We start from the raw sequence: 21,561 nt of genomic DNA, 5'->3' as shown, positions 1-21,561 counted from the left end.
AGACTTTAGTCTAATATGGTAAAAGTTTATTTTTGAGTATAATAAAAACAACTTGAAAGAATTTTTTTGTTATCCTTCAGCCAGTGATATTTTTTATTTATCTAAGGGAAGAGGGAAAATGTTCAGTTATGAACGATTCTTCTTAGTAAATTTTAGAAAAACAGAGAGGGGCTGTTTTTTAATTTTGTAATCTATTATAAAACTTCATTTTTGTTTTTTCTTTTCTATCACAATCATTTTTATATTGGGGGAAATAACTATGATATCTACCATACATAGGACCGGTCTGTTTAAAATTATCCTGTTGAACTTGTTAGTTTCATTCTCTTTACTAGAGGCTGAGTCGGTAGTCAACTTCAAAGGTGCGATGAGTGTCGAACAAGGAGTGCTCAACTATAAGGTTGATCTTCAGCTTCCTCCAGGTATCGCCGGTGTCGTTCCAAAACTTTCACTGCTTTATAATTCGAATGGAGGCAATGGATACCTGGGGAAAGGGTGGAACCTTTCAGGACTTAGCAGTATCAACCGTTGTGGTTCAACTGTTGCTGAAGATGGTAAAGACCGAGTGATTAGTTTGGATGAAGGTGACCACTATTGTATGGATGGACAACGTCTGGTCGCAGTCAATGGAGAGGAAGGTGGAATCGGTACAGAGTATCGCACCAAAGTAGAAAGCTTTACGAAGATCATCTCGTACGGAGGAGAAGCGGGTAACCCTGAAAAGTTCAAAGTATGGACCAAGTCAGGAGATATCTATGAGTATGGATTTACCCCTGATTCAAAATTCGTACATGAGGGTAAGAGTGTTTCTTGGAAGCTCAATAAGATCAAGGATGCACTGGAATCCAATACAGATAACACTATTGACTTTATCTATGACAAGCATGCGATCAACTCGGTTGTCTATGCCAAAGGTATCAACAGAATAAACTTTGTCTATGATAATAATAGGATGGATGTCACACACAGTAATTTCTTGGGCCAGGTGATCACACAGGATCGGAGTCTTGCATCTATCGATATCCTGGTCAATGACGTGACTGACGGACAATATATTTTTGAATATCTGTCACAGAGTGCTCCTCATGACAAATTGAAACTCAAATCAATTAAAGAGTGTAAAGGAACTGAGTGTACCGAACCTTTAGTCTTTGATTGGAAAGTAAAAGACCAAGAGCTTCTCTCTTTTTCTCACCATACCACCAATTATGTTACCGATAAAAGTTATCTGATTAAAGTATCAGACTTTAACGGGGATGGCTACTCCGATATTTTGAGACTCTATGATAATAATGGAGCAGTATGGCTCAATGATAAAAATGGCGAATTTGTAAAACAAACAACGTTTGGGATCAGTGCTTCAGCAGTAGAGGCCAAGCTTGCCGATATTGATAATGACGGTGATGTTGATATCTATGAATGCTACAGTGGGGCAGACAGAATCTGGCTCAATGATGGGAGCGGAGTATTTACATTGAGTCCTGAGCGTCCCTATATACAAACAGATGCGAAGAATATTCTTCTAATGGATGTAGACAGAGATGGTGATGTGGATATCTACCAGTCAGGGATTGACGGAAATAAAGAAAAAGAGATTATCTGGCTCAATGATGGGTCAGGTGCATTTACTTCAATGCCAATTTTGACGATCAATAGACTTTACATAGAAAACCCAGCTTTTGCTACACCACAGTGGGTTGTATCAAGAGAAAGAGAACAGGGAGAGGTGCTCTTTTATGATATTGATGGTGATGGTATAGAAGAACTTTTTATGGTAATCCAGCTGAAAACGGAATACCCTTTAGCAATTCAAAAAAATTATATGATCAATGTATATAAACTAGAGTCCGGACGATATGTTTTATCACAAGAAAATATTACACATCAAGATCTATCAATAGAAGGGAGTCGACTAGGAAAAGTTAAGAGTTTTGATAAAATATTAGATCTTAATGGTGATGGAATTCCTGACTTTTTACATATTGTAGAAAACGCTATTACTCTTTTAAGTGAGAGTGAAGGTCAAACTGACACCAGTGCGGTACATATCTCTAGTGGTCAGGGACAATGGATTACGCAAAAGCTTGATATATCTGCTAATGATAATAATAGAATAAAAGTAATTGATATTAATACAGATGGTGCATCTGATATCGTATATATAGATAATGACGGTCATGATAAGGTATGGTTAAATGATGGAAAAGGATATTTCTCTTTGCAAGCTGAAGAACTTCATCTCAATGGAAGTTTTAAAGATAATGACTTGCTTGATATCAATGGAGATGGTGCTATTGATATTGTTGGGAAAAAATCAAAAACCACTATTGAAACTAGTGGTAGCAACTTAGGTGGATACGAATTTGATCTAGTTAGAGTAGGAGAAAATATACGTCTCAATAGCGGAATAGGAGAGTTTACAACATACGTAAACCCTATAGAGTTTAGTTATACTGATGAACACTACAATGCGCTTTATGGTGATTTTAATGGTGATGGATTGCTAGATATCTTCGATACAAAAAAAGGTCTTTTCCTCAGTGAACAATATCAAGAGAAGATCATTGCTATTACCGATGCTTTCAAAAACATGACTAAGATTACGTACAAATCCCTATCCGATGAAAATATATATACCAAAAGCAGTGATGCGGTAATCAACGAGATCGATATGCAGCCTGCCAAAGAGGTGGTTTGTCAAACTAGTGTCGGAGACGGACTGGGAGGAGAGCATCTCAAAGAGTATCACTACAGCGGATTGAAGTATCACCGTTTCAGAGGCTCTATGGGATTCCAGCGTATAGAAGAGATCGATGTGACCACCGGCGGGAAGATCGTGACACACTATGAGCAGCGCTATCCATTGACTGGAAGAGTATTTAAAACAGAGACATATCTGGGGAAAGAGCTGCTTGGAGAAAAAGCAATCTCATTTAACCTTTATACTCCTGATGGTATCACTCAAGTAGAACGTGATGGGCTTCTCTTTGATGAGCATATCCAGGTAAGCAACAGGTCTGATGGACAACCTTACTATCTGATCAAGCAGAGTGGTGAGATAGAGTCCAACTATATGGACAACACCAGACTCAAACAGGTGGAGACCATCTACTCTGAGTATGATCAGTATGGTAATATCGGAAAGATAGAGACCATTACCACAGGTACTGAAAACGATACCTTTAGCAAAACCACTACCAGTACCTATGAGAATATAGATGATTCTGAAAGATGGATACTTGGACGTTTGATTCGAGCAGAGGTGAAGCATAAAGGATACAGTAGTGAGATCACCCGAGTGTCAACTTTCAGCTATAATGAGCAGGGAATGCTTGAGCGTGAGACGATCGAGCCTGATGAAGCATTGAGCCTTACAAAAACATATACGTATGATAACTACGGTAATAAGCTTACAGAGACTCTCTCCTCTCCTTCTTTTAGTGAACCCCGTACCACTCAATATATCTATGATGACAATGCACAGTTTATCAAAACGGTAATGAATGCACTTCATCATGAGGAGCACAGGGTTTATGATCAAGCTACCGGAAAACTTTTGAGTGTTACAGGACCAAATGAACTGACTACCACCTGGGAATATAATGCTTGGGGACAAAAAAGAAAAGAGCTCAGAGCCGATGGTACATGGACAGAGTGGATCTATAGTTCTGATAATTCCATCAATAACAGCTACTATACGATTACCCAAAAAGATTCCGGCGGTAAAGAAGGGACACTCTACCATGACAGCTTTGACCGTCAGGTTGCCTCCAAGTCTATCGGTTTTGACGGGGAAGCGGTCTTTATCGAGACCATCTATAACCATAAGGGAGAAGAGGATAAAAAGTCCTCTCCTTATAAACTCGGTGAAACAAAAAGTTATATCGAATATACTCATGATAAGTATGGACGTGTGATCCAGACACAAACGCCTGCATTCAATGGACAGAGTGCAACGACAGCTGTGGAGTATGAAGGATATGATGTCATCACCACCGATGCTGAAGGCCATACAAAGAGAATCACTAAAAATGTGATGGATAAAGTGACAGCGATCGAAGAGGGGCCAAGCAGCATGGAGTATTTCTATGATGCAGTCGGTAACCTGGTTAAAACCGTACCAAATGGGGATGAGACCCATGCCATCACCATGGCGTATGACAAGCTTGGCAATAAGACCGATATGTTTGATCCCAATATGGGACACTGGAGCTACACCTACAATGCAGACGGCAAACTGAAAACCCAGACTGATGCCAAGGGACAGACCACTACTATGACCTATGACAAACTCGGAAGAGTGGTGAGCAAAAGTACTCCTGAAGGCACCCACGCATGGCAGTACGATACGGGTAATAAAGCGATCGGGAAAGTAGTACAGGAGAGCAGTGCAGACGGTACATTCTCAAAAGCTTATACCTATGGTAACTTTGGAAGGCTGGTAGCTACTACGACAGTAATAGACAGCAGAAGCTACACAGAAAAGTACAACTACAATGATAAGGGGCAACTTGCATCGGTCATCAAACCTGATAATTTTGAACTGATCAATGTCTATACACCAAATGGCTATCTTGAAGCGATCAAATCTCCAGCAGAAGAGATCATAGACTTTGATTTTGATCATTATGCGGGATTGATCACCCAGCAACTGCGAGATGCCGTTGAGTATCATAAATTGTATCTGGAATATAAGAGCGAATCGGAGAGACTTCTTTCGCTAGTGGATTATTATCAGAAGATTGCCGATGCAAATGAGGAAGACCGTGCATACTTTGAGAAGGTAGCAGCGGAACTTAAAGCCAATGCCGCACAGTATGAGTACTATGCCACACTCAATGAAGGGTATGCAAATGATGCCAAGGCACAGGCGGATCGATATCAGGCGTTAGCAGATCGATACTCGACAAGTTGGTATTACCGTAGCCAGAGTGATATCTATCAGGATCTTGCTGATGAATATTATGCTTATGAAGAGGAGTATAGAGCACTTTCTGCCCAGTACCTTTTGAAAGCACAGGAATCACTTGAGGAAGCCAGAAGTTATGACGATCAGGCAGCACAATCAGTGCAGTTGGCCCGGGAGTATCTTGATTTGGTTTCAGAAACCAAAACTTTGCTTTCCTCGGCCCAGAAACAGTCATCTTTCTATCAGCAGCTCAGCGAACAGGCAACTGGCGCAAAAGAGATTTCAGAAGCTTACAGCGAAGTACTCTCCGATGCAGAGCATGTCTATCACTACAAAGTGCTCCAGATGGACAGTTATGGTAGGGTCACGCAATACCTTTCAGGTAACGGTCTGATCAACACTGACAGTTATGATGACAGCGGTGCGATGCTGACTTCCCATACCGGTTTTTACGGGGATGATGCCGTCAGGGATCTGAGTTATGAGTATGATCTCAACTACAATGTGACACAGCGTACCGATACACATCTGGGAGTCACGGCACACTATGCCTATGATGCACTCAGCCGTATAGAGAATGCAAACTTTGTCTTTGAGAATGCAGAAGGCATTTCGGGGCTTTCCAACATGAACTATGTTTACGATGCCTTCGGGAATATCACGTACAAAAGTGATATCGGTGTCTATGCCTACAGCCAGGAGCATCCAAACAGGCTAAAGAGTGTCGCCAACCCTCTTACAAATGAGGTAAAAACCTTTGACTATGATGCCAACGGCAATATGGTCTACAATGACGGGATCCTCATCGAGTACAACTCTGCCAATAAAGCGACCATGATTCAAGAGAACGGTACGACCATATACTTTGATTATGATATGAACCAAAACAGGTACAGAAAGACTCAAGGCATGAAAACCACCCACTATGTCGGCAAGGGCTATGAGTATACCGACAACGGTAACGGTACATCGACACACAGGCATCTAATCTACGCAGGCGGCAAAGTCGTGGCGATCAACACCGAAACCTATGAACCGGATAGTGCCGTACCGATCGCCTCCATCCGTTATCTTCACTATGATGCGCTGGGATCGGTTGATACCATCACGGACAACAGAGGAGTCGTCCTTGAGAGACGTGCCTATAAACCTTTCGGGGAAGAGTTGAAGGTCTATAAAAACTCTGATGCCGGCTTTACGACCAACAGAGGCTATACCGGACATGAGCATATCGAAGGTACGAGGCTTATCCATATGAACGCAAGGCTCTATGATCCAACTCTTGGTAGGTTCCTTAGTGCTGACCCTATCATCCAGGATCCGTATGATACGCAGGCGTTTAACCGATACAGCTATGTAAGAAATAATCCGTTAAAATATACGGATCCCAGTGGACACAGTTTTTTTTCTAAGATTTTGAAAGTAATTGTTGCGGTTATTATGGTCGTGGTTGCCTATGCGATTTTAGGACCCGCAGGCAACTTTGCAGCACAATTACTTCCGGGACTTGCCGGTGCGACAGCTGTCGTACAGGGGGCCGCCTTAGGCGGTGTCATGGGGTTTGGTATGACGGTCATGAATGGCGGCAGTTTAGGTGATGCCCTGCTGGCAGGTTTTAAAGGGGCAATTGCAGGGGCACTTACTGGAGGTATTGCAGAGTATTATGGTAATTTATGGACTCCTGAGAGGGTTTTGGCAAACAGTCTTGGAGGGGGAATCTCCTCAGAGATAACTGGTGGAAGTTTTAAAGATGGGTTTGCATTGGCATTTGTAACGGCTAGTGCAAGGTATCTATATACAGAAATAAGTGCAGCATACAATACAAATAATGGTAAACCACATTTATGGCAAGATGGAAAACCTGATGTCGGGAAGCAATTAGATCCAGATGAGTTAAAAGATGTGTTAAGTGGAAAAATGGAGGCACCACTATCATCAGATCAATCTAACTTTATGAAGACTGTAGCCAAATATCCATATATGGATGCTTTTGCAGAGTTCCATGATGGATTACATAGCTTAGACTTTATGCCAAATGATCAAGTATCTTTGATAGCCACAATGCCACCTTCTTATGCTTTAACAGTGGCTGCTGATATGCAGCAGTATGAAGTATATTATAGGATGTATAAAAATGGTAAGGAGAAACAAAAATGAAATATACTCTGTTCATTTTAATTGTATTTTTAACAATAGGTTGTTATAGGGTTGGTCATGAAGATTTTATGAGTTATAAAAATGCTAGAATTGGAAAAAAAATTCATTATGGTAATGCACCAGATAAGTATCATAATTCAGGAGAGTTGATTAGAGGTGATTTTTTAAAAGCCGGTCAAGGCTTAACACATATAACTAAAGATAAAAACGGTAATTTAGTTTATCATATAGAATCGGCTGAAGTCTTGCCCAATTTTCAAAAAAAAGAGTGGGTAGGAAAATGTAAATTGTATTATGTTGTAGATCCCAAAACTAAAATTATAAAAAGTTGGGGATTTGATAAAGGTGGAAATCCTCAAAGCTGCAGGACTTGGCCATAAAATACTCTATGACTCTTGGGAAACTTGCTTAATGGAGGCAGTTTTAAAGATGCCTTGCTTGCTGGTTTTAAAGGAGCGGTCTTCGGAGCTATCAGTGGAGGAATAGCCCAAGGTATCGGTGACTGGGCTGGAGGGCTGAAGGGAGTTGTAGACGGACATACATTAAGTTTCTTTTCTCGCTACACCTCTCCGTAGGTGTAGTGTATACCAATTGCAAAGTAATGCAAAGAGATTAAGTCCACTGATAAGTGGAAAGTAACATTCTAAGTAGATCAGTATGATATCTGCATCCCACCTACGGAGAGGTGGGACGAGGAAAAGTATAAACTATGTCCCTTGTCTATACAACTGGTGGAACGAGTGAAAGAGAAACTATATGATCTTAGGAACTGTAGACACCGTTGGTTTAGTTTCTCGCTCCACCTCTCCGGAGAGTGTGAAAGAACACACTCTTTTTCTCGCTACACCTCTCCGTAGGTGTAGTGTATACCAATTGCAAAGTAATGCAAAGAGATTAAGTCCACTGATAAGTGGAAAGTAACATTCCAAGTAGATCAGTATGATATCTGCATCCCACCTACGGAGAGGTGGGACGAGGAAAACTCGCTCGTTCCACCAGTCCCCTGGTGGAATGCAGACCAAACTGTCAATCACATAACCAGTCGTTAAATCCACATAAGATACAATACCTCTATGGGAAGAAGCCGCTACCTTGTGCTTTGCACTCTCTGTGAGAAAATTTATGAACCGACACATCCGCATTTCGTTACCTGTACGATATTGCATTGGATTCCGATATTTACACGTAAAGAGAGTGTAGGCATCATCCTCGATACCTTGAAATTTCTACAGAAGCAAGAGGATTTCAAACTCTATGCCTATGTGATACTTGAAAATCATCTGCATATGGTTCTGCAGAGCAACAATCTCCAAAAAACCATGGAGTCTTTCAAGAAGTTTACAGCCAATGAGATACTGAAACTGTTAAAAAAAGAGAATGTAAGCACACTGCTTGAACAGTTGAAGTTTTATAAAAAAGCACATAAAAGAGAGAAGGAGTATCAGATATGGGAAGAGGGATATCAGACAAAACTGATACAAACAGATGCAATGATGAAAAGTAAAATAGATTATATTCACCAAAATCCTGTCAAAAGAGGATATGTGGATGAGGCAGTACATTGGAGATATAGCAGTGCAAAAAACTATGAAGGAGGAGATGGGTTGATAGAGATAGAACGTCTCTGGTAGCCCCTATGCATTCCACCAGGGGACTGGTGGAACGAGTGAAAGTAGCAAGCCGAGCAGCAGGTTATGGAGTTGAGTATCTAGAAGAAAATTTTAGGTAAAGGAGAATGACTAAAGATGAAAATAATTAGATATTACCTTATGATATATTTAGCCGATATGTTACTTATATATGGAATATTAATGGTATATATTGTGCGTATGTGTAATTTAGATGTGGATACTTATTATTATGCTACTTTAAGTATTATAGGTTTATTTATTTCTATGAGTTTTTCCCTTAAGATAAGGGAAAATGGAAAATTGAAAAGTTTGTATTTTTCTATATTTGAATTAATCTGTGTATTAGTAATGTGTTTATATTATTTAAATAAATATGAAGTGAATATTTTAACTATTGAATCTTTGAGTTTAGGAAACATACTTTTATATGTAATGTTAGTTTCTTTAATCTATAGAGACTATAACTTTTACGTTTCCTCTTTAGAAGAATTAGAAAAAACTTATAAAAAATGGTTATTTTAATTTGTCCCATATCTCCGGAGAGCTGATTCGAGGAACGGTATAGTGCTGAAAATCCGTAAGCGAGTATGATGATTTGAGGAGTTGTGACCAACTTTACATTTCAGACTTCTTTTGTGCTTTCCTCTACAGTTAACTGCATGGAATGCCCTCTGTAGCGTGCTTTTTTTGCATTTTTAGCCCATGTTTTTGTATGAAGTTCGGACTGATAGACTCTGTTGACAATCCATTTCTATAAGAGTATAATGACCGAAAGAAGGTGGAAGATTTATAGATTTTTAATCTTTACTATCCCATAAAATAGTGTTGTTTTTTAACTAAATTGAGTGAATGTAAGTAGCGGGGAAGGTTACTTTATGATAGAAAAAGTTGACAGTACATTAAAAGCGTACCTTTTAAAGATGTTGGGGGATCCCAGTGATACGGAGCTTGATTTTAGTTTTGCATTGCCCAACAAAGAGTGGCTTAAGGGTGCCAAAAGCAGTAAAAACTGGATCAATATCTATCTTCTGGAATTAAAAGAAAATGTAGAACTCAGAAGAAACGATCCACAGCGGAACCTGAACGGTACCAAGGTTGAAGATCAAAAACCGCCTCTCTATGTAGACCTCTACTATCTCATCACATTCTACAATAACGAAAATCAAAGTGTCATTGAACACCAATATTTGGAAGCAACGCTTCTTGCACTCTATGACTTTCCCAATCTTGCCGCCAATTTTATTTCAAATGATAACACTATAGTAAAACAGATTTCACTGGAGCTTTTCCCCAAACCGTTTATCGATGAGCAGTCAGGCTATCAGCTTTGGAGTGCGATCGATCAGGATGCAAGGCCGTATATTTCGCTCAAAGTCACTCTGCCGCTTGAGTCAAAAGTAGTTACAAGCGATGAGATCGTCCAGGTTAAATCGATCGGGTATGAGGCATTGAACGAGGTGCCCAATCGTCTCTATCTCCATGGTAGAGTGGTCTATAAGAGTGGAAGCACTACGAATGCTAACGAAGGGGCAACCATCAAGATCAAAGACGAAGGAGGAGGGATTATAGATCAGACAATGACCAATGGCTTAGGAAGGTTTGAGTTTGAAGCGCTCAAAAATGAAGAGAAGATGACCGTTGTGGTAGATGCTGCGGGGTATAGCTCAAAAGAGATTGAGTTAAAGAATATACTGCAGTTATCCAATAGATCTATAACGATCGTAATGGAAAAAATGTAACTTACTGATAAGGAGGTAAAAATGGTAGAGTGTCTTTCACCGGGTGTGTATATAGATGAGATAGAGATGGGTGCAAAACCGATCGCAGGCGTATCGACCAGTACGGTTGGTTTTGTAGGTGTAGCAAGTACAACGGATGTAGCGGTAGGTAAGCCGACCTTTATTTCGAGTTGGATGGAGTTTGTATCCAGTTTCGGCAGATATTCTAACGCTTCACCCTATCTGGCATCTGCAGTATACGGTTTTTTTGCCAACGGGGGTAATCGGTGTTATGTGGTACGTACTGCGAGTTCCGATGATGACGACCTTGTCGGAACAACGGATGATGAGGGAAAACGTACGGGTTTGGCCTCTTTAGAGGAGATCGATGAGGTAAGTATTGTCTGTATCCCGGGTGGTACCAGTACTGTGGTGCAAACGGCGATGATCACCCATTGTGCAAAGATGGGAGATCGTGTCGCTATCTTTGATTCGGCAGAGGGTGAAACTATGGAAGCGATCCAGACGCGTAAAGATACGTTGTCGTCGGATGCCGGAATCGGAGCACTCTATTATCCGTGGATCAAGATGGCGGTTGAAACAGTGGTCGGTGGAAAAGTTGTATTGGAACAAAAGCTGGTGCCTCCAAGCGGTGCAGTCGCAGGGATCTATGCCAGAAGTGACAGTGAGAAAGGTGTACATAAGGCACCGGCCAATGAGATTGTCCGTGGTGCCCTCAGTTTGGAAAAAAACATCACAAAAGCAGAGCAGGATATTCTCAATCCTCTCGGGATCAACTGTATCCGCGCCTTTAAAGGGAGGGGAATCCGTGTCTGGGGTGCACGGACGATCTCATCGGACCCGCTGTGGAAATATGTGAATGTCCGTCGTCTGTTTCTCTATCTTGAAGAGTCGATTGACGAGTCTACACAGTGGGTGGTGTTTGAACCCAACAATGAACAGCTGTGGGCAAGAGTGGCGCAAAGTGTCAATAATTTTTTACTGAGTGTATGGAAGAGCGGTGCATTGATGGGGAGTACGCCTGAAGAGGCATTTTTTGTCAGATGTGACCGAACGACGATGACACAGAGTGATATTGATAACGGAAAATTGATCGTGAGGATCGGTGTGGCGCCGACAAAACCTGCAGAGTTCGTGATCTTTGAGATCGGTCAGTGGACCGCTAGTGCAGAGAGTTAAAGGAGAGCATGATGGCAAGTAGAAAAGACCCTTATAAAGGTTTCAGGTTTTTGGTAGAGATCGAAGGTATCGTACAGGCGGGTTTTGCAGAGGTGACGATCCCTGACAGTGCACAGGACCCTGTAGAGTACCGAGAGGGAAGTGATCTTCCGACGGTACGTAAGATCCCCGGACTGATCAAATACGGAAATGTGGTACTGAAGTGGGGTACGACCGACTCCTTGGAGCTCTATGAGTGGCGATATCAGGTGGAATCCGGTTTGGTTGCAAGCGCACGTAAAAATATGGCAGTAATCGTGCTTGATGAAGAGGGGCAGATGGCTGCCCGCTGGGAATTTCGTGAAGCGTGGCCGACCAAGTATGATGCCCCTGACCTTAAAGCAAGCGGTAACGAGATCGCTATTGAGACGTTAGAGATCGCCCATGAGGGAATGCGGCGTGTCAGTTAAGAGGGATAAGTGATGGCACTACAGACAGAATTTGAATTTACCCTGCCGCAAGGCTATGTAGACGGGGAAGGGAACTTGCATAAGCATGGAGTCATGAAGCTGGCAACGGCAAAAGATGAGATCCTACCGCAGAAAGATCCCCGTGTGATCGGAAATCCCGCTTATCTCTCAGTGATCCTGCTTTCACGTGTGGTGACCCAGTTGGGAAGTTTGGAGGATGTGACGCCGGCAGTGATAGAGAATCTTTTTATACAAGACCTCTCTTATCTGCAAGCGCTTTACAGCAAGATCAATGAGGGGAGTGTGCTTTTTGAGACGGTATGTCCCTATTGCAATAAAACACATGAAGTGAGGTTTGACCGCCCAAAGGAGTAAAATGCTACCCCCTGGATCAGATCTATAAGGAGGTAGCGTTTATATCCTATCACTTTCACTGGAGCAGTGACGAGGTGTTGGAGATGCCGCATTGGGAAAGAGTACGGTGGTGTAGCGAGATCAGTGAGATCAACCGGGAGTTAGGCGAAACAGAGAAGAGGATATCGTTATGAATAGGCAAAGAGACGTCTTGGGAGTAGGTGAAAGAGTCGGTTTTTTTGATTATATTTTTGAGAGAGGGGTGCAAGGGGCACGAAGCCGTAAACCCATTGCCGTTATGATCTTCAAAAAAAGTGAAGCGCCCCTTCCGGTGGTGCATAACAGTGAATATCATGACAATCGTGTCACTCATATCCATCAAAGCGACAGTGAAACGATCAATTACCGCTATCCCGAGATGCATCTTACCTCTTCTCAAAACTTTATCTCTAACCGTTCGCATCAGAGGATTCAGCATATTACAAACCGCTACGATGCCCATCATATGAAATTTTTACCTGCTGTGACAGAGAAGCACGATTCGTTTTACCACCGGGAAGGTGACAGCTATACCATAGCGCACCCCCTTCATTTTGACAACCGGGTAGAAAAGCGTCAGCCGGTTACAAGACCTGTGGAAAAAGCCTCTTTCAAAACGGCAGCAGAGCAACAGGTCATGGTCTATCATAAAGAGAGTGAAAGCGTAGGGTCAGATACGATGAAAGCGCTTGAGGAACGTGTTGTGACACGCGTTACGGAGAAGATCAAGGTTCAAACGCAGGAGCGACACACCCATACCTTTACCAAAGAGGAGCGTATAGTACGCCAACGCGAAGAGAAGGCACTCAGCGATAAACTGTACGCTTCGGTCATGAAGAAGTGGGACAGAGAGTTAAAAAGGAGAGGGCACCTTTATGGATAGAGAGAATCCGCTATTGACACACCGTTACCGTGTTGAGATCGCCGGTCTGTTTGTTGCCGGTTTTTCGGAAGTTTCTGGGCTGGAACAGGAGATCGAGATCGAAGAGTATAAAGAGGGCGGTATGGACTTTATCCATAAACTGCCTGCAGGGATTAAACATGCCAATGTGATACTTAAACGTGGTATCAGCGGGAATTCATCACTGCGAACATGGTATGACCTGGTACTCAAAGCGATCACATACGGCAATATGCCTATCCCCAAAGAGCCGATCGTCTATATCGCATTGATGGACAGTGCGGGAAATGAGAAGATACGTTTTATGCTGAAGTTTGCCTATCCGGTAAAGTGGGTTGGCCCCCAACTGAATGCCAAGACTTCCGAAGTAGCGATCGAGAGCCTGGAACTTGTACATGAAGGGTTGGTAGTCGTATGAATTTTGATATTTTGAAACAGGATAAGGCAAAGTTCGTTGTGCTGGATGGCAAGTATAAAGAGAAAGAGATCCCTTTGCAGTTCAACCCACCGACCTACAGTGTAGAGCAGAACAATGAGTATAGTGAAAAGAAGCTGATGGGGCTCAAGGGAACGATCAATCAGTTTACAGGAACGAAACAGTCCGACCTTGCACTGGAGCTGCTGTTTGACAGTACTTCTACAGGCGGGGATGTCCGTGAGCTGATCGAACCGCTCTATAAAATCGTAGATATCGATAACACACTGCATGCACCCCCGCCATGCCAATTTGTATGGGGTAAGCTCTCTTTTGACGGGATCGTTGCAACATTCAAGAAAGAGTTTACCTACTTCTTCTCAAACGGTACACCGGCACGTGCGAAGATATCTATGACACTGAAACCTTATGTGAAGGTTAAAGAGACAGCCAAGTCAACGGATCTGCAGTCCTCGGATATCAGTAAAAAAAGGGTATTGCTTGAAGGGGATACACTCTTTGATATGGCCTACAGGGAGTATAAGAGTCCGGCAATGTGGCGGAAGATAGCTGAAAAAAATGGGATAGACAATCCGTTGGATATCCCTTACGGCAGTGAACTTTTGCTCCCGTCAAAGGGTGAAAATGAGTAATGCATCACCTTACCTTTCGGATACCTACAATAACTATCTGGCACCGGAAGCCGTAATCTGGATCAAAAATGAAAAACTCTCCAAAGAGGGTTTCTACTTTACGTCTGTAGAGATCGACAAAACACTGGACGGGGCCGATACCTGCACCTTCAGTATCTCCGATGCGATTGATCTGGAGTTCAAACCCAAAAAGGCCGATTTGTTCGAGTTGGGTGATACCATTGAAGTCCATATCGGCTATGCGGACAGTCATCAAGAAAAGTCAGATCTCTCTATACTCTTTCAAGGGGTGATCACCAATATAAACTGGAACTTTAGTGAAGGGGAGTATCTGGATATCAGCGTGGAGGCAAAAGACTACTCCTTTCTCATGATGAAACATGCCTATAAGAAGGTGATCAGAGATACGACTGCTTCGGAGATCGTCAAAAAGATCGTATCGGAGGTATACGGTAATCTTTTTGCAGAAGATAAACGCAAGATCGTTTCAACGGAGGTCATGTATGATCAGATTGAGAACCAAAAAGAGAATGATTACCTCTTTATACAAACGTTGGCCCAACAGTACGGGTATGAGTTTTTTGTCGATAACGACCTGTTGTACTTCAGACCTGTCCCTAAAAAGCAAAGCAGTACATTGACACTGCGATACGGTCAGGAGATCCTGGGATTCAAACCGGAGCTCAATATGGAGAAAGAAGTCTCCAAGGTCAAAGTGGTCGGTCTGGAACTATCCGGAAGCAAAGAGCCAATCGTCGGGGAAGCAGTGGCGGATGAAGCAACGTTCAGCGATACAAAAGAGGGGATCAAAGCACTTTTGAAAAAACTGAACCGTATCGAGTATGAGGTGCGTGAACCGGTCAAGAGCAAAGAGGAGGCAACCAAAAGAGCCGAAGCGATCATGCAGAACTTCTCTCTCAACAGCTTTAAGGCAGAGATACGTTCCGTCGGTATTCCTGATCTCAAACCCGGGATCACGATATCGCTTTTGGGACTGGGTAAAAAGTTCAGTTGTGATTACTATATCGAGAAAAGCGTACATAGCTTTAGCGAATCGGGTTATGAGACCGTACTGCAAGTGCGCGGCAAACAAACAAAGGATTAGTGGTGTTAAATAGATATTCGATGTTGACAACGGCGATCGTCACAAACAACAACGATCCCGATAATCTGGGACGTATCAAGGTGCAGTACCCGTGGGGTGATGAAACCAATGAATCCTATTGGGCCAGGGTCTCTGCCCAGATGACCGGGGATGGGTACGGCAGCTACTTTATCCCGGAAGTAGAGGATGAGGTATTGGTCGCTTTTATCAACGGAGATGTGACCTCACCGATTATCATAGGCTCACTCTGGAACCAAAGTGACAGACCGCCCCGAAGTAACAGCGACGGCACAAACAGTATCCGTGAGCTTCGTTCCCGTTGCGGGCATAGGGTGACTTTTGACGATAACAGTGAAAACGCTTCTGAAAAAATGGAGATTGTCAGTTCTGCCGGACATAAGATCACGCTGGATGACAAAGCCGGAAGCGAAATGATCACGATTGAAGACAAATCCGGTAATAGGGTTGAAATGGATGCGGTAAAAAACAGGATAGCCATATCCAGCACTATGGAGATCTCGATCGATGCAGCGAAGATCACGATAAACGCTTCGGGGGAACTGGTCCTCAAGGGCGGATTGATAAGGATAAACTGATGGGGTTGCCGGCAGCAAGATTGGGTGACAACACGGCGCACGGAACACCGCTCGCGCCGGGGCCGGGAAGTGTTAACGTGCTGATAGGAGGTAGACCGGCATGGAGGGTAAATACGGATATGCATACCTGCCCGTTATTTACCGGCGATACGGCCCATGTGGGCGGGAGTGTCGTGGCAGGCAGTATGAGTGTGCTGATCAATGGTGCTCCTGCAGCAAGGATGAATGATCAGATCATAGAAGCTTCACCGGCACCCAATGTCATCATATCGGGTGAACCGACAGTACTGATAGGATAGCGTATGAAAAGAGAATTTTTAGGGAACGGTTGGAAATTTCCGCTTGGATTGAAAGAGGGTGCATTTGAGCTGGTCAGCGAAGATGAGGATATCAAGGAGGCGATATTGATCATACTCAATACGGCTCCGGGTGAGCGGGTGATGCGTCCCGAGTTTGGATGTGGTATCCAAAACTATCTCTTCTCCGTCATCAACAGCAGCAACCTTTCAATGATCGAGAATGAGGTGACACGTGCCTTGACACTGTATGAACCGCGCATTGAACTGGAGCGTGTGAAGGCTGAGGTAGAGAGCAGTGAGGAGGGCAAACTGGTCGTAAAGATCGATTACAGCGTCAGGTCATCCAACAGCCGTTACAATATCGTATACCCATTTTATCTTACGGAGAGGGGGTAGTGTATGGATAAAGAAGAGATTTTAACCAGGATCAAAGAGCTTCAGCCCTCTTATCTTCGGGAGTGGAACCCGGATATAAAGGATGCGGGATGGGCGGTTTCCGAAGTCTTTGCTGCGATGATGAGCGAACTCTATACGCAGTTTGACAAAGTACCGGACAAACTTATTGTTGCCTATCTTGACAAATTGGGTTATAGCCTAAATCCACCTCTGCCTGCTTTTGCTCCCGTGACATTTACCCTGAGTGAAAACTGTAAAAGAGCTGTTACCGTCCCCCGACTGACTGAGCTTGAAAGCAAGTCCAAAGTGAAGTTTGAAACCATGGAGAGTTTTACCGCATCGCCTGCAAAACTGGCTGCACTGGTGGATATCCGTGAGAACAGATATGTGACTGATCACTCAGCGAGTTTGGATACTTCCGGAGTGATGGAACTCTTTTCCACGACGGAGAGCGACAACTATCTCTATTTTGGTGACGATCATCTTTTTAATATCCATAAAAAAGTCAATACGGCCGTGGGGTTGAACTTTACCGTCCCTGAGATCAAAAACGGAGAGTGGGAGTATTATGGTCATCAAAACAAGGAGGGGGAACCGGATTGGATCTCCTTTCAGGAGGAAGGAAGTACCAGGCTGGATAAGTCCCTGCCTTATAAAAGTATCAAAACAAAGGTTAACGGTGTAAGCAGCTACTGGATCAGGGTAAAAACGGATGAGGCGTATGCAAGTGGTATCTTCAAGGTCAACTTCCGGAGCCGTTCCAATATCGATGCCCTTTTTCACAACACTACACCGTTGGATCACAACAAGACATTTCATCCTTTCGGGTATCAGCCGCAGATCAATGATCTTCTCTATATCGCATCGGAAGAGGCATTTTCTAAAAAAGGGTTTGAGGTAGAGGTTTATTTTGATAAAGAGGGGGGAGCAGGAAATGCCTATTTCAGCGATCACTGTTTTGGATGGGAGTACTGGAACGGAGAGTCGTGGAACACTTTGCCCTCCAATCCTTTTCACGTCCCCGATGATATCTCTCCCACGACTGTGAACGGTGAAGAGAACTATTGGGTTCGCGTTCGGGTTTTGGACAATTCATCTTTTGGTATGAATAGTGATTATGAATATGTGAACCAACCTGAAGTCTCTAAAATAAGCATAGAGGTGAAGCATCAAAATGATGGTGTCATACCGCAATACTGCTACAACTATAAGAATATGGCGTTTTTTAAGCCGGGCAGTCAGGTCAGTGAAACGGATGAAGATGAAGCGGCACTCTATTTTGGTTTTGATCGCTCCTTTGGAGAGGGGCTCATCTCTCTCTATGTGAAGATGGCCGATGCCGGCAGCGGAGAGAAAAGATCGCTTCATTGGCAGTACCACAGTGAAGAGGGGTGGTCGGAGCTCAATGTGAAAGACGGCAGTAATGCATTTGAACAGAGTGGATATATACAGTTCATTGCACCGGGGGATCAGGAAGCAGCAGAGCTGTTTTCGAAAAGATGTTATTGGATCCGTGCTGTTTTTGATGAGGCGGTAGAGGGAAGAGCGCTTGAAGCACTCTATCTCAATACAATAGAGGCGAGACAGAGTAAGACGCTGGATGTGATGCCTTTGGGTTCCAGTGACGGTTCGGGCTTTCAGCGCTTTTCACTTACCGACACCAATCTCTTTGATGTTAAGCTTTGGGTGCTGGAGAGTGAACTCCCTGAAGGGTATGAGGGGTATAAAGATCGGTTTGGTGAGGGGTACTGGGTCTTGTGGAACGCAGTAGATCAGCTCTATCATGCCGGATCAAACGAGCGCGTTTATCGGTTGAACGCTTATCTGGGTGAAATCTCATTCGGGGATGACCGCAACGGAAAGATCCCGCCGATGGGAGAGGAGAATATCCTCGTCAGTTATGCCGTTGGCGGTGGTACAGAGGGGAATGTCGCAGCAATGCAGATCGATAGTATGGTGGATACGGTGGCTTTTATTGATAGTATGGTGAATCCTATTGATGCAACGGGTGGAGCCGATATGCAAACTATCGGGAACCTCATGTCGATCGCTCCAAAACGGTTTAAACACCGCTATAGAGCTGTTGCACAAGAGGACTATTCCTACCTGGTTCAGGAGGCTTCCAGTGATGTGGCGAAAGTCTCTGTTGTAGAGAAGAGAGGTGCTGTAGCGCTCTATATCATCCCCTATGGACAGCAAAAGATGCCGATCCCCACCTCAGGGTTGAAAAAAACCGTCTCAGCGTATATCGGTGCCAGGTCTCCGGCAACGATCAGCGTCACAGTGGATGAGCCGGAGTATCTATCGGTCAGTCTGGAGATGACGATAGAGTTGACCGAGTGGGAGTATGCTACGGCGATAAAACATACGATCACAGAGACATTGGACCGTTTTCTGCATCCGGTCACAGGAGGCGTACGTCAAACCGGATGGGCGTTTGGCACACTCCCTGCATTAGCGGATACCTACAGACTCTTGAGCGGGATTGAGGGGATCGATAAGATCAGCACGCTTACGGTCGCCCTTTCTCATGGGAAAAACTATTCGGTGGATAACCCAGAGATGCCGATAGTGGGGAAAGATACGATCATCTGCAGCGGTACACATACGATAAAAGTACTCTATAAGGGAGGTGAGTAGATGGGACTTGAGATACCAAACCTGGATCAAAAAGCGTTTGAGACCCGTATCAAAGAGGCAGTAGCCAAGTTGCCGGCATATGGGAAAGAGTGGACGGAGTATAACTACTCTGACCCCGGGATCACGATCATTGAGTTGCTGGCGTGGATGGCTGATATCAACAGTTACCGTCTCAACCGGATCCGCGATGACCACTATGAAGCATTTTTGGAGCTGTTGGGTCATCATGGCAGCGGTGCATTGAGCGAGAGGTTTATTGAGGTACAAAAAGCATTGGAAACACCCTACAAAGCAGTCACGCTGGATGATTTTGAGTACTTGACGCTGCAGTATCCTCGTGTTGCCAAGGTGAAAGCGAAAGCCGACAAGGAAGCAAATCGTGTATCGGTGGTGGTTGTCCCTGAAAGCAGGGAGCATGACCCCAGACCGAGTGAAGCGGTGAAAAAGAAGATTGCTGCTTATCTGCAAGAGCGTGCATTGTTAACCACAGAAGTTTCCGTAGTCTCTCCCGACTACAGCACTGTGAATGTGAAGATCGAAGCAAAGACGCGCTATCACGATCCTGATAAGCTGAAAAGCCTTATACGCGACAGACTTCAGGAGTATTTGCATCCGGTATACGGCGGGAAGGAAAAAAGTGGATGGGAGTTTGGGGAAGAGCTGCATATCTCCCAAATCTATATGTTGCTCAATCGTATCGAAGGGATCGACACTATCGATCGGATCTACTTCTACGATGCTGATTCCGATGTTTTATCCAAAGGCAAGACGACGATCACGCTCGGTAAAAATGTACTGCCAATATCGGGGAAACATTCGATCACTGTAACAAATATACAGCCGCTGGGGAGTTGTCCATGAGTAAACAAGATATACGAACGTATGAGGTACCGTTAACACTGGCGAGTCTCTCTTATCCGCTTGAAAGTGTGATAGAGGATCGGGTGATCATAGATATGGTTGTGATCAATGACGGGTGTCTCTCCCTGCTGATAGAGGAAGAGGATGGGAGATTCCACCTTTACTTTCCCCATCTTGATCCTGAGGAGCAGTGGAGAGAGCTTAAGGTAGCAGAAGCCCAAGCGCTCATGGCACGTATCGGGGAGAAGGATAGAGAGGTTGAGATGCCGCCTATCGACGACTCTATCGATGTCGTAACCTTCGGTATCGATTGTAATGAAAACCTTTGGGTGCTTGGTGCGGATCATACACTTTATCACTTTTCCAATCCCCATCGCTATATAGACGAAAGCGAAACAAGTGAAACGTTTCAAAGCGGTAACGACTTGACGGTTTGGACCCACCTCAAAATCGAGGGTGAGATCCCTAAAGTGCATTATGATACCTCCAAGGGGAGTGAACTGCTCGTTGAGATCACTGACGGGACAAAAACAGAGAGCTATAGAGACGCTACCAATATCTATCTCTATGGATTCAAGGGGAAGTCACTGCACTGCCGTATGATCTTGCGTAGTGATGAGGATACGCATACTTTGGCACCGATACTCTTCTCGGTAAAGGCCGTTTACGACAAGAAGTCCTATGCGGAGTATCTCCCGGCTTACTATAGAGAGGAGAGAGAGACACTCTATCAGCCGGTCGACCCCGAGATACTCTATCGGTTCCTGGCAATATTCCAGGAGATCATGGAGACCTTTGAAGAGAAGATAGAAGATACACACGAGATGCTCCTGCCTGCACTTTGTGACAGCAATTACCTGGAGTGGCTCTCTTCGCTGCTGGGGATCGCCAGAGACCATCGTTGGCCTGAAGAGAAGTGGCGCCGGTTTTTACAAGAGGCACCGACACTCTTCAGGGGACTTGGTACGGAATCCTCGATGCAGCGTGCCATAGAGCTCTATTGTGATGAAAAACCGACCATCGAGCGCATCGGGACCTTCGAGTTTTGTGTGAAGTTAAGCGGTGACAAAACAAAAAACAGCCGGGATGTAGAGGTGATCGAGTCGATTATTTGGGCATTCAAGCCGGCCCATACTGTCGGCCGTCTCTATAGAGACCATACGTTGAATGAAGATCAATCATTGATAGTTGGCGAGAGTGTTCTCCCTTTTAATACGAAAATAGAATAAAGGATATCT

19 protein-coding genes are annotated in these 21,561 nt (G+C 44.0%); all 19 read left to right on the top strand.

Going from position 1 to position 21,561, the window contains the following annotated elements:
• Positions 1–304 precede the first annotated feature (304 nt).
• The 19 genes from AC4JOV_RS09495 (at position 305) to AC4JOV_RS09405 (ending at position 21,552) form a co-directional block, all read left to right on the top strand.
• On the top strand, positions 305–7,066 hold the full coding sequence (locus AC4JOV_RS09495) for an FG-GAP-like repeat-containing protein (protein WP_491522139.1): 6,762 nt from the start codon (positions 305–307) through the stop codon (positions 7,064–7,066).
• Positions 7,063–7,446: a hypothetical protein gene (locus AC4JOV_RS09490; protein ID WP_229937821.1), complete on the top strand. Its 384-nt coding sequence runs from the start codon at positions 7,063–7,065 to the stop codon at positions 7,444–7,446. The genes AC4JOV_RS09495 and AC4JOV_RS09490 overlap by 4 nt, the downstream gene beginning before the upstream one ends.
• Before the next feature lie 693 nt (positions 7,447–8,139).
• Positions 8,140–8,697 (top strand): REP-associated tyrosine transposase, encoded by a 558-nt coding sequence (locus tag AC4JOV_RS09485; RefSeq protein ID WP_229937822.1) that lies wholly within the window; start codon positions 8,140–8,142, stop codon positions 8,695–8,697.
• 114 nt (positions 8,698–8,811) lie between these two features.
• Positions 8,812–9,219, top strand: a complete 408-nt coding sequence (locus AC4JOV_RS09480) for a hypothetical protein (protein ID WP_229937823.1) — start codon at positions 8,812–8,814, stop codon at positions 9,217–9,219.
• A gap of 353 nt (positions 9,220–9,572) precedes the next feature.
• Entirely contained in the window at positions 9,573–10,436 is an 864-nt protein-coding gene (locus AC4JOV_RS09475) for a Pvc16 family protein (RefSeq protein WP_229937824.1), read from the top strand.
• A 21-nt stretch (positions 10,437–10,457) separates the two neighbouring features.
• Positions 10,458–11,615 (top strand): phage tail sheath subtilisin-like domain-containing protein, encoded by a 1,158-nt coding sequence (locus tag AC4JOV_RS09470; protein WP_229937825.1) that lies wholly within the window; start codon positions 10,458–10,460, stop codon positions 11,613–11,615.
• Between the two features lie 11 nt (positions 11,616–11,626).
• Positions 11,627–12,064: a phage tail protein gene (locus tag AC4JOV_RS09465; protein WP_229937826.1), complete on the top strand. Its 438-nt coding sequence runs from the start codon at positions 11,627–11,629 to the stop codon at positions 12,062–12,064.
• A 12-nt stretch (positions 12,065–12,076) separates the two neighbouring features.
• A complete protein-coding gene (locus AC4JOV_RS09460) occupies positions 12,077–12,439 on the top strand; it encodes a hypothetical protein (protein WP_229937827.1) in 363 nt (120 codons plus the stop codon).
• A gap of 11 nt (positions 12,440–12,450) precedes the next feature.
• The gene (locus AC4JOV_RS09455) at positions 12,451–12,612 is read left to right on the top strand and encodes a DUF6760 family protein (RefSeq protein ID WP_404820164.1); all 162 of its coding nucleotides are present in this window, start codon (positions 12,451–12,453) and stop codon (positions 12,610–12,612) included.
• The gene (locus tag AC4JOV_RS09450; protein ID WP_229937828.1) at positions 12,609–13,340 is read left to right on the top strand and encodes a hypothetical protein; all 732 of its coding nucleotides are present in this window, start codon (positions 12,609–12,611) and stop codon (positions 13,338–13,340) included. Before AC4JOV_RS09455 ends, AC4JOV_RS09450 begins: the two co-directional genes overlap by 4 nt.
• Entirely contained in the window at positions 13,333–13,776 is a 444-nt protein-coding gene (locus tag AC4JOV_RS09445; protein WP_229937829.1) for a phage tail protein, read from the top strand. Before AC4JOV_RS09450 ends, AC4JOV_RS09445 begins: the two co-directional genes overlap by 8 nt.
• The gene (locus tag AC4JOV_RS09440; protein ID WP_229937830.1) at positions 13,773–14,426 is read left to right on the top strand and encodes a CIS tube protein; all 654 of its coding nucleotides are present in this window, start codon (positions 13,773–13,775) and stop codon (positions 14,424–14,426) included. Before AC4JOV_RS09445 ends, AC4JOV_RS09440 begins: the two co-directional genes overlap by 4 nt.
• A complete protein-coding gene (locus tag AC4JOV_RS09435; RefSeq protein ID WP_229937831.1) occupies positions 14,419–15,531 on the top strand; it encodes a phage late control D family protein in 1,113 nt (370 codons plus the stop codon). Before AC4JOV_RS09440 ends, AC4JOV_RS09435 begins: the two co-directional genes overlap by 8 nt.
• Positions 15,532–15,533: 2 nt before the next feature.
• A complete protein-coding gene (locus AC4JOV_RS09430) occupies positions 15,534–16,127 on the top strand; it encodes a phage baseplate assembly protein V (RefSeq protein WP_229937832.1) in 594 nt (197 codons plus the stop codon).
• The gene (locus AC4JOV_RS09425) at positions 16,127–16,426 is read left to right on the top strand and encodes a PAAR domain-containing protein (RefSeq protein WP_229937833.1); all 300 of its coding nucleotides are present in this window, start codon (positions 16,127–16,129) and stop codon (positions 16,424–16,426) included. Before AC4JOV_RS09430 ends, AC4JOV_RS09425 begins: the two co-directional genes overlap by 1 nt.
• Before the next feature lie 3 nt (positions 16,427–16,429).
• The gene (locus AC4JOV_RS09420) at positions 16,430–16,822 is read left to right on the top strand and encodes a GPW/gp25 family protein (protein WP_229937834.1); all 393 of its coding nucleotides are present in this window, start codon (positions 16,430–16,432) and stop codon (positions 16,820–16,822) included.
• Between the two features lie 3 nt (positions 16,823–16,825).
• Complete coding sequence (locus AC4JOV_RS09415; protein ID WP_229937835.1) at positions 16,826–19,462, top strand: baseplate J/gp47 family protein; 2,637 nt, start codon at positions 16,826–16,828, stop codon at positions 19,460–19,462.
• The gene (locus AC4JOV_RS09410; RefSeq protein ID WP_229937836.1) at positions 19,463–20,323 is read left to right on the top strand and encodes a baseplate J/gp47 family protein; all 861 of its coding nucleotides are present in this window, start codon (positions 19,463–19,465) and stop codon (positions 20,321–20,323) included. It begins immediately after the preceding gene.
• Entirely contained in the window at positions 20,320–21,552 is a 1,233-nt protein-coding gene (locus AC4JOV_RS09405; RefSeq protein ID WP_229937837.1) for a phage tail protein, read from the top strand. The genes AC4JOV_RS09410 and AC4JOV_RS09405 overlap by 4 nt, the downstream gene beginning before the upstream one ends.
• The last annotated feature ends 9 nt before the right edge of the window (positions 21,553–21,561 follow it).

Source organism: Sulfurovum sp. MH2-6 (assembly GCF_058374785.1).
This window is presented reverse-complemented; position numbering and strand designations above follow the sequence as displayed.

What these genes read in the sequence shown, in the direction of transcription:
- AC4JOV_RS09445 (WP_229937829.1), top strand. Translation starts at nt 13,333, where the DNA reads ATGGATAGAGAGAATCCGCTATTGACACACCGTTACCGTGTTGAGATC.
- AC4JOV_RS09490 (WP_229937821.1), top strand. Translation starts at nt 7,063, where the DNA reads ATGAAATATACTCTGTTCATTTTAATTGTATTTTTAACAATAGGTTGT.
- AC4JOV_RS09440 (WP_229937830.1), top strand. Translation starts at nt 13,773, where the DNA reads ATGAATTTTGATATTTTGAAACAGGATAAGGCAAAGTTCGTTGTGCTG.
- AC4JOV_RS09470 (WP_229937825.1), top strand. Translation starts at nt 10,458, where the DNA reads ATGGTAGAGTGTCTTTCACCGGGTGTGTATATAGATGAGATAGAGATG.
- AC4JOV_RS09410 (WP_229937836.1), top strand. Translation starts at nt 19,463, where the DNA reads ATGGGACTTGAGATACCAAACCTGGATCAAAAAGCGTTTGAGACCCGT.
- AC4JOV_RS09420 (WP_229937834.1), top strand. Translation starts at nt 16,430, where the DNA reads ATGAAAAGAGAATTTTTAGGGAACGGTTGGAAATTTCCGCTTGGATTG.
- AC4JOV_RS09435 (WP_229937831.1), top strand. Translation starts at nt 14,419, where the DNA reads ATGAGTAATGCATCACCTTACCTTTCGGATACCTACAATAACTATCTG.
- AC4JOV_RS09460 (WP_229937827.1), top strand. Translation starts at nt 12,077, where the DNA reads ATGGCACTACAGACAGAATTTGAATTTACCCTGCCGCAAGGCTATGTA.
- AC4JOV_RS09425 (WP_229937833.1), top strand. Translation starts at nt 16,127, where the DNA reads ATGGGGTTGCCGGCAGCAAGATTGGGTGACAACACGGCGCACGGAACA.
- AC4JOV_RS09465 (WP_229937826.1), top strand. Translation starts at nt 11,627, where the DNA reads ATGGCAAGTAGAAAAGACCCTTATAAAGGTTTCAGGTTTTTGGTAGAG.
- AC4JOV_RS09405 (WP_229937837.1), top strand. Translation starts at nt 20,320, where the DNA reads ATGAGTAAACAAGATATACGAACGTATGAGGTACCGTTAACACTGGCG.
- AC4JOV_RS09485 (WP_229937822.1), top strand. Translation starts at nt 8,140, where the DNA reads ATGGGAAGAAGCCGCTACCTTGTGCTTTGCACTCTCTGTGAGAAAATT.
- AC4JOV_RS09415 (WP_229937835.1), top strand. Translation starts at nt 16,826, where the DNA reads ATGGATAAAGAAGAGATTTTAACCAGGATCAAAGAGCTTCAGCCCTCT.
- AC4JOV_RS09475 (WP_229937824.1), top strand. Translation starts at nt 9,573, where the DNA reads ATGATAGAAAAAGTTGACAGTACATTAAAAGCGTACCTTTTAAAGATG.
- AC4JOV_RS09450 (WP_229937828.1), top strand. Translation starts at nt 12,609, where the DNA reads ATGAATAGGCAAAGAGACGTCTTGGGAGTAGGTGAAAGAGTCGGTTTT.
- AC4JOV_RS09480 (WP_229937823.1), top strand. Translation starts at nt 8,812, where the DNA reads ATGAAAATAATTAGATATTACCTTATGATATATTTAGCCGATATGTTA.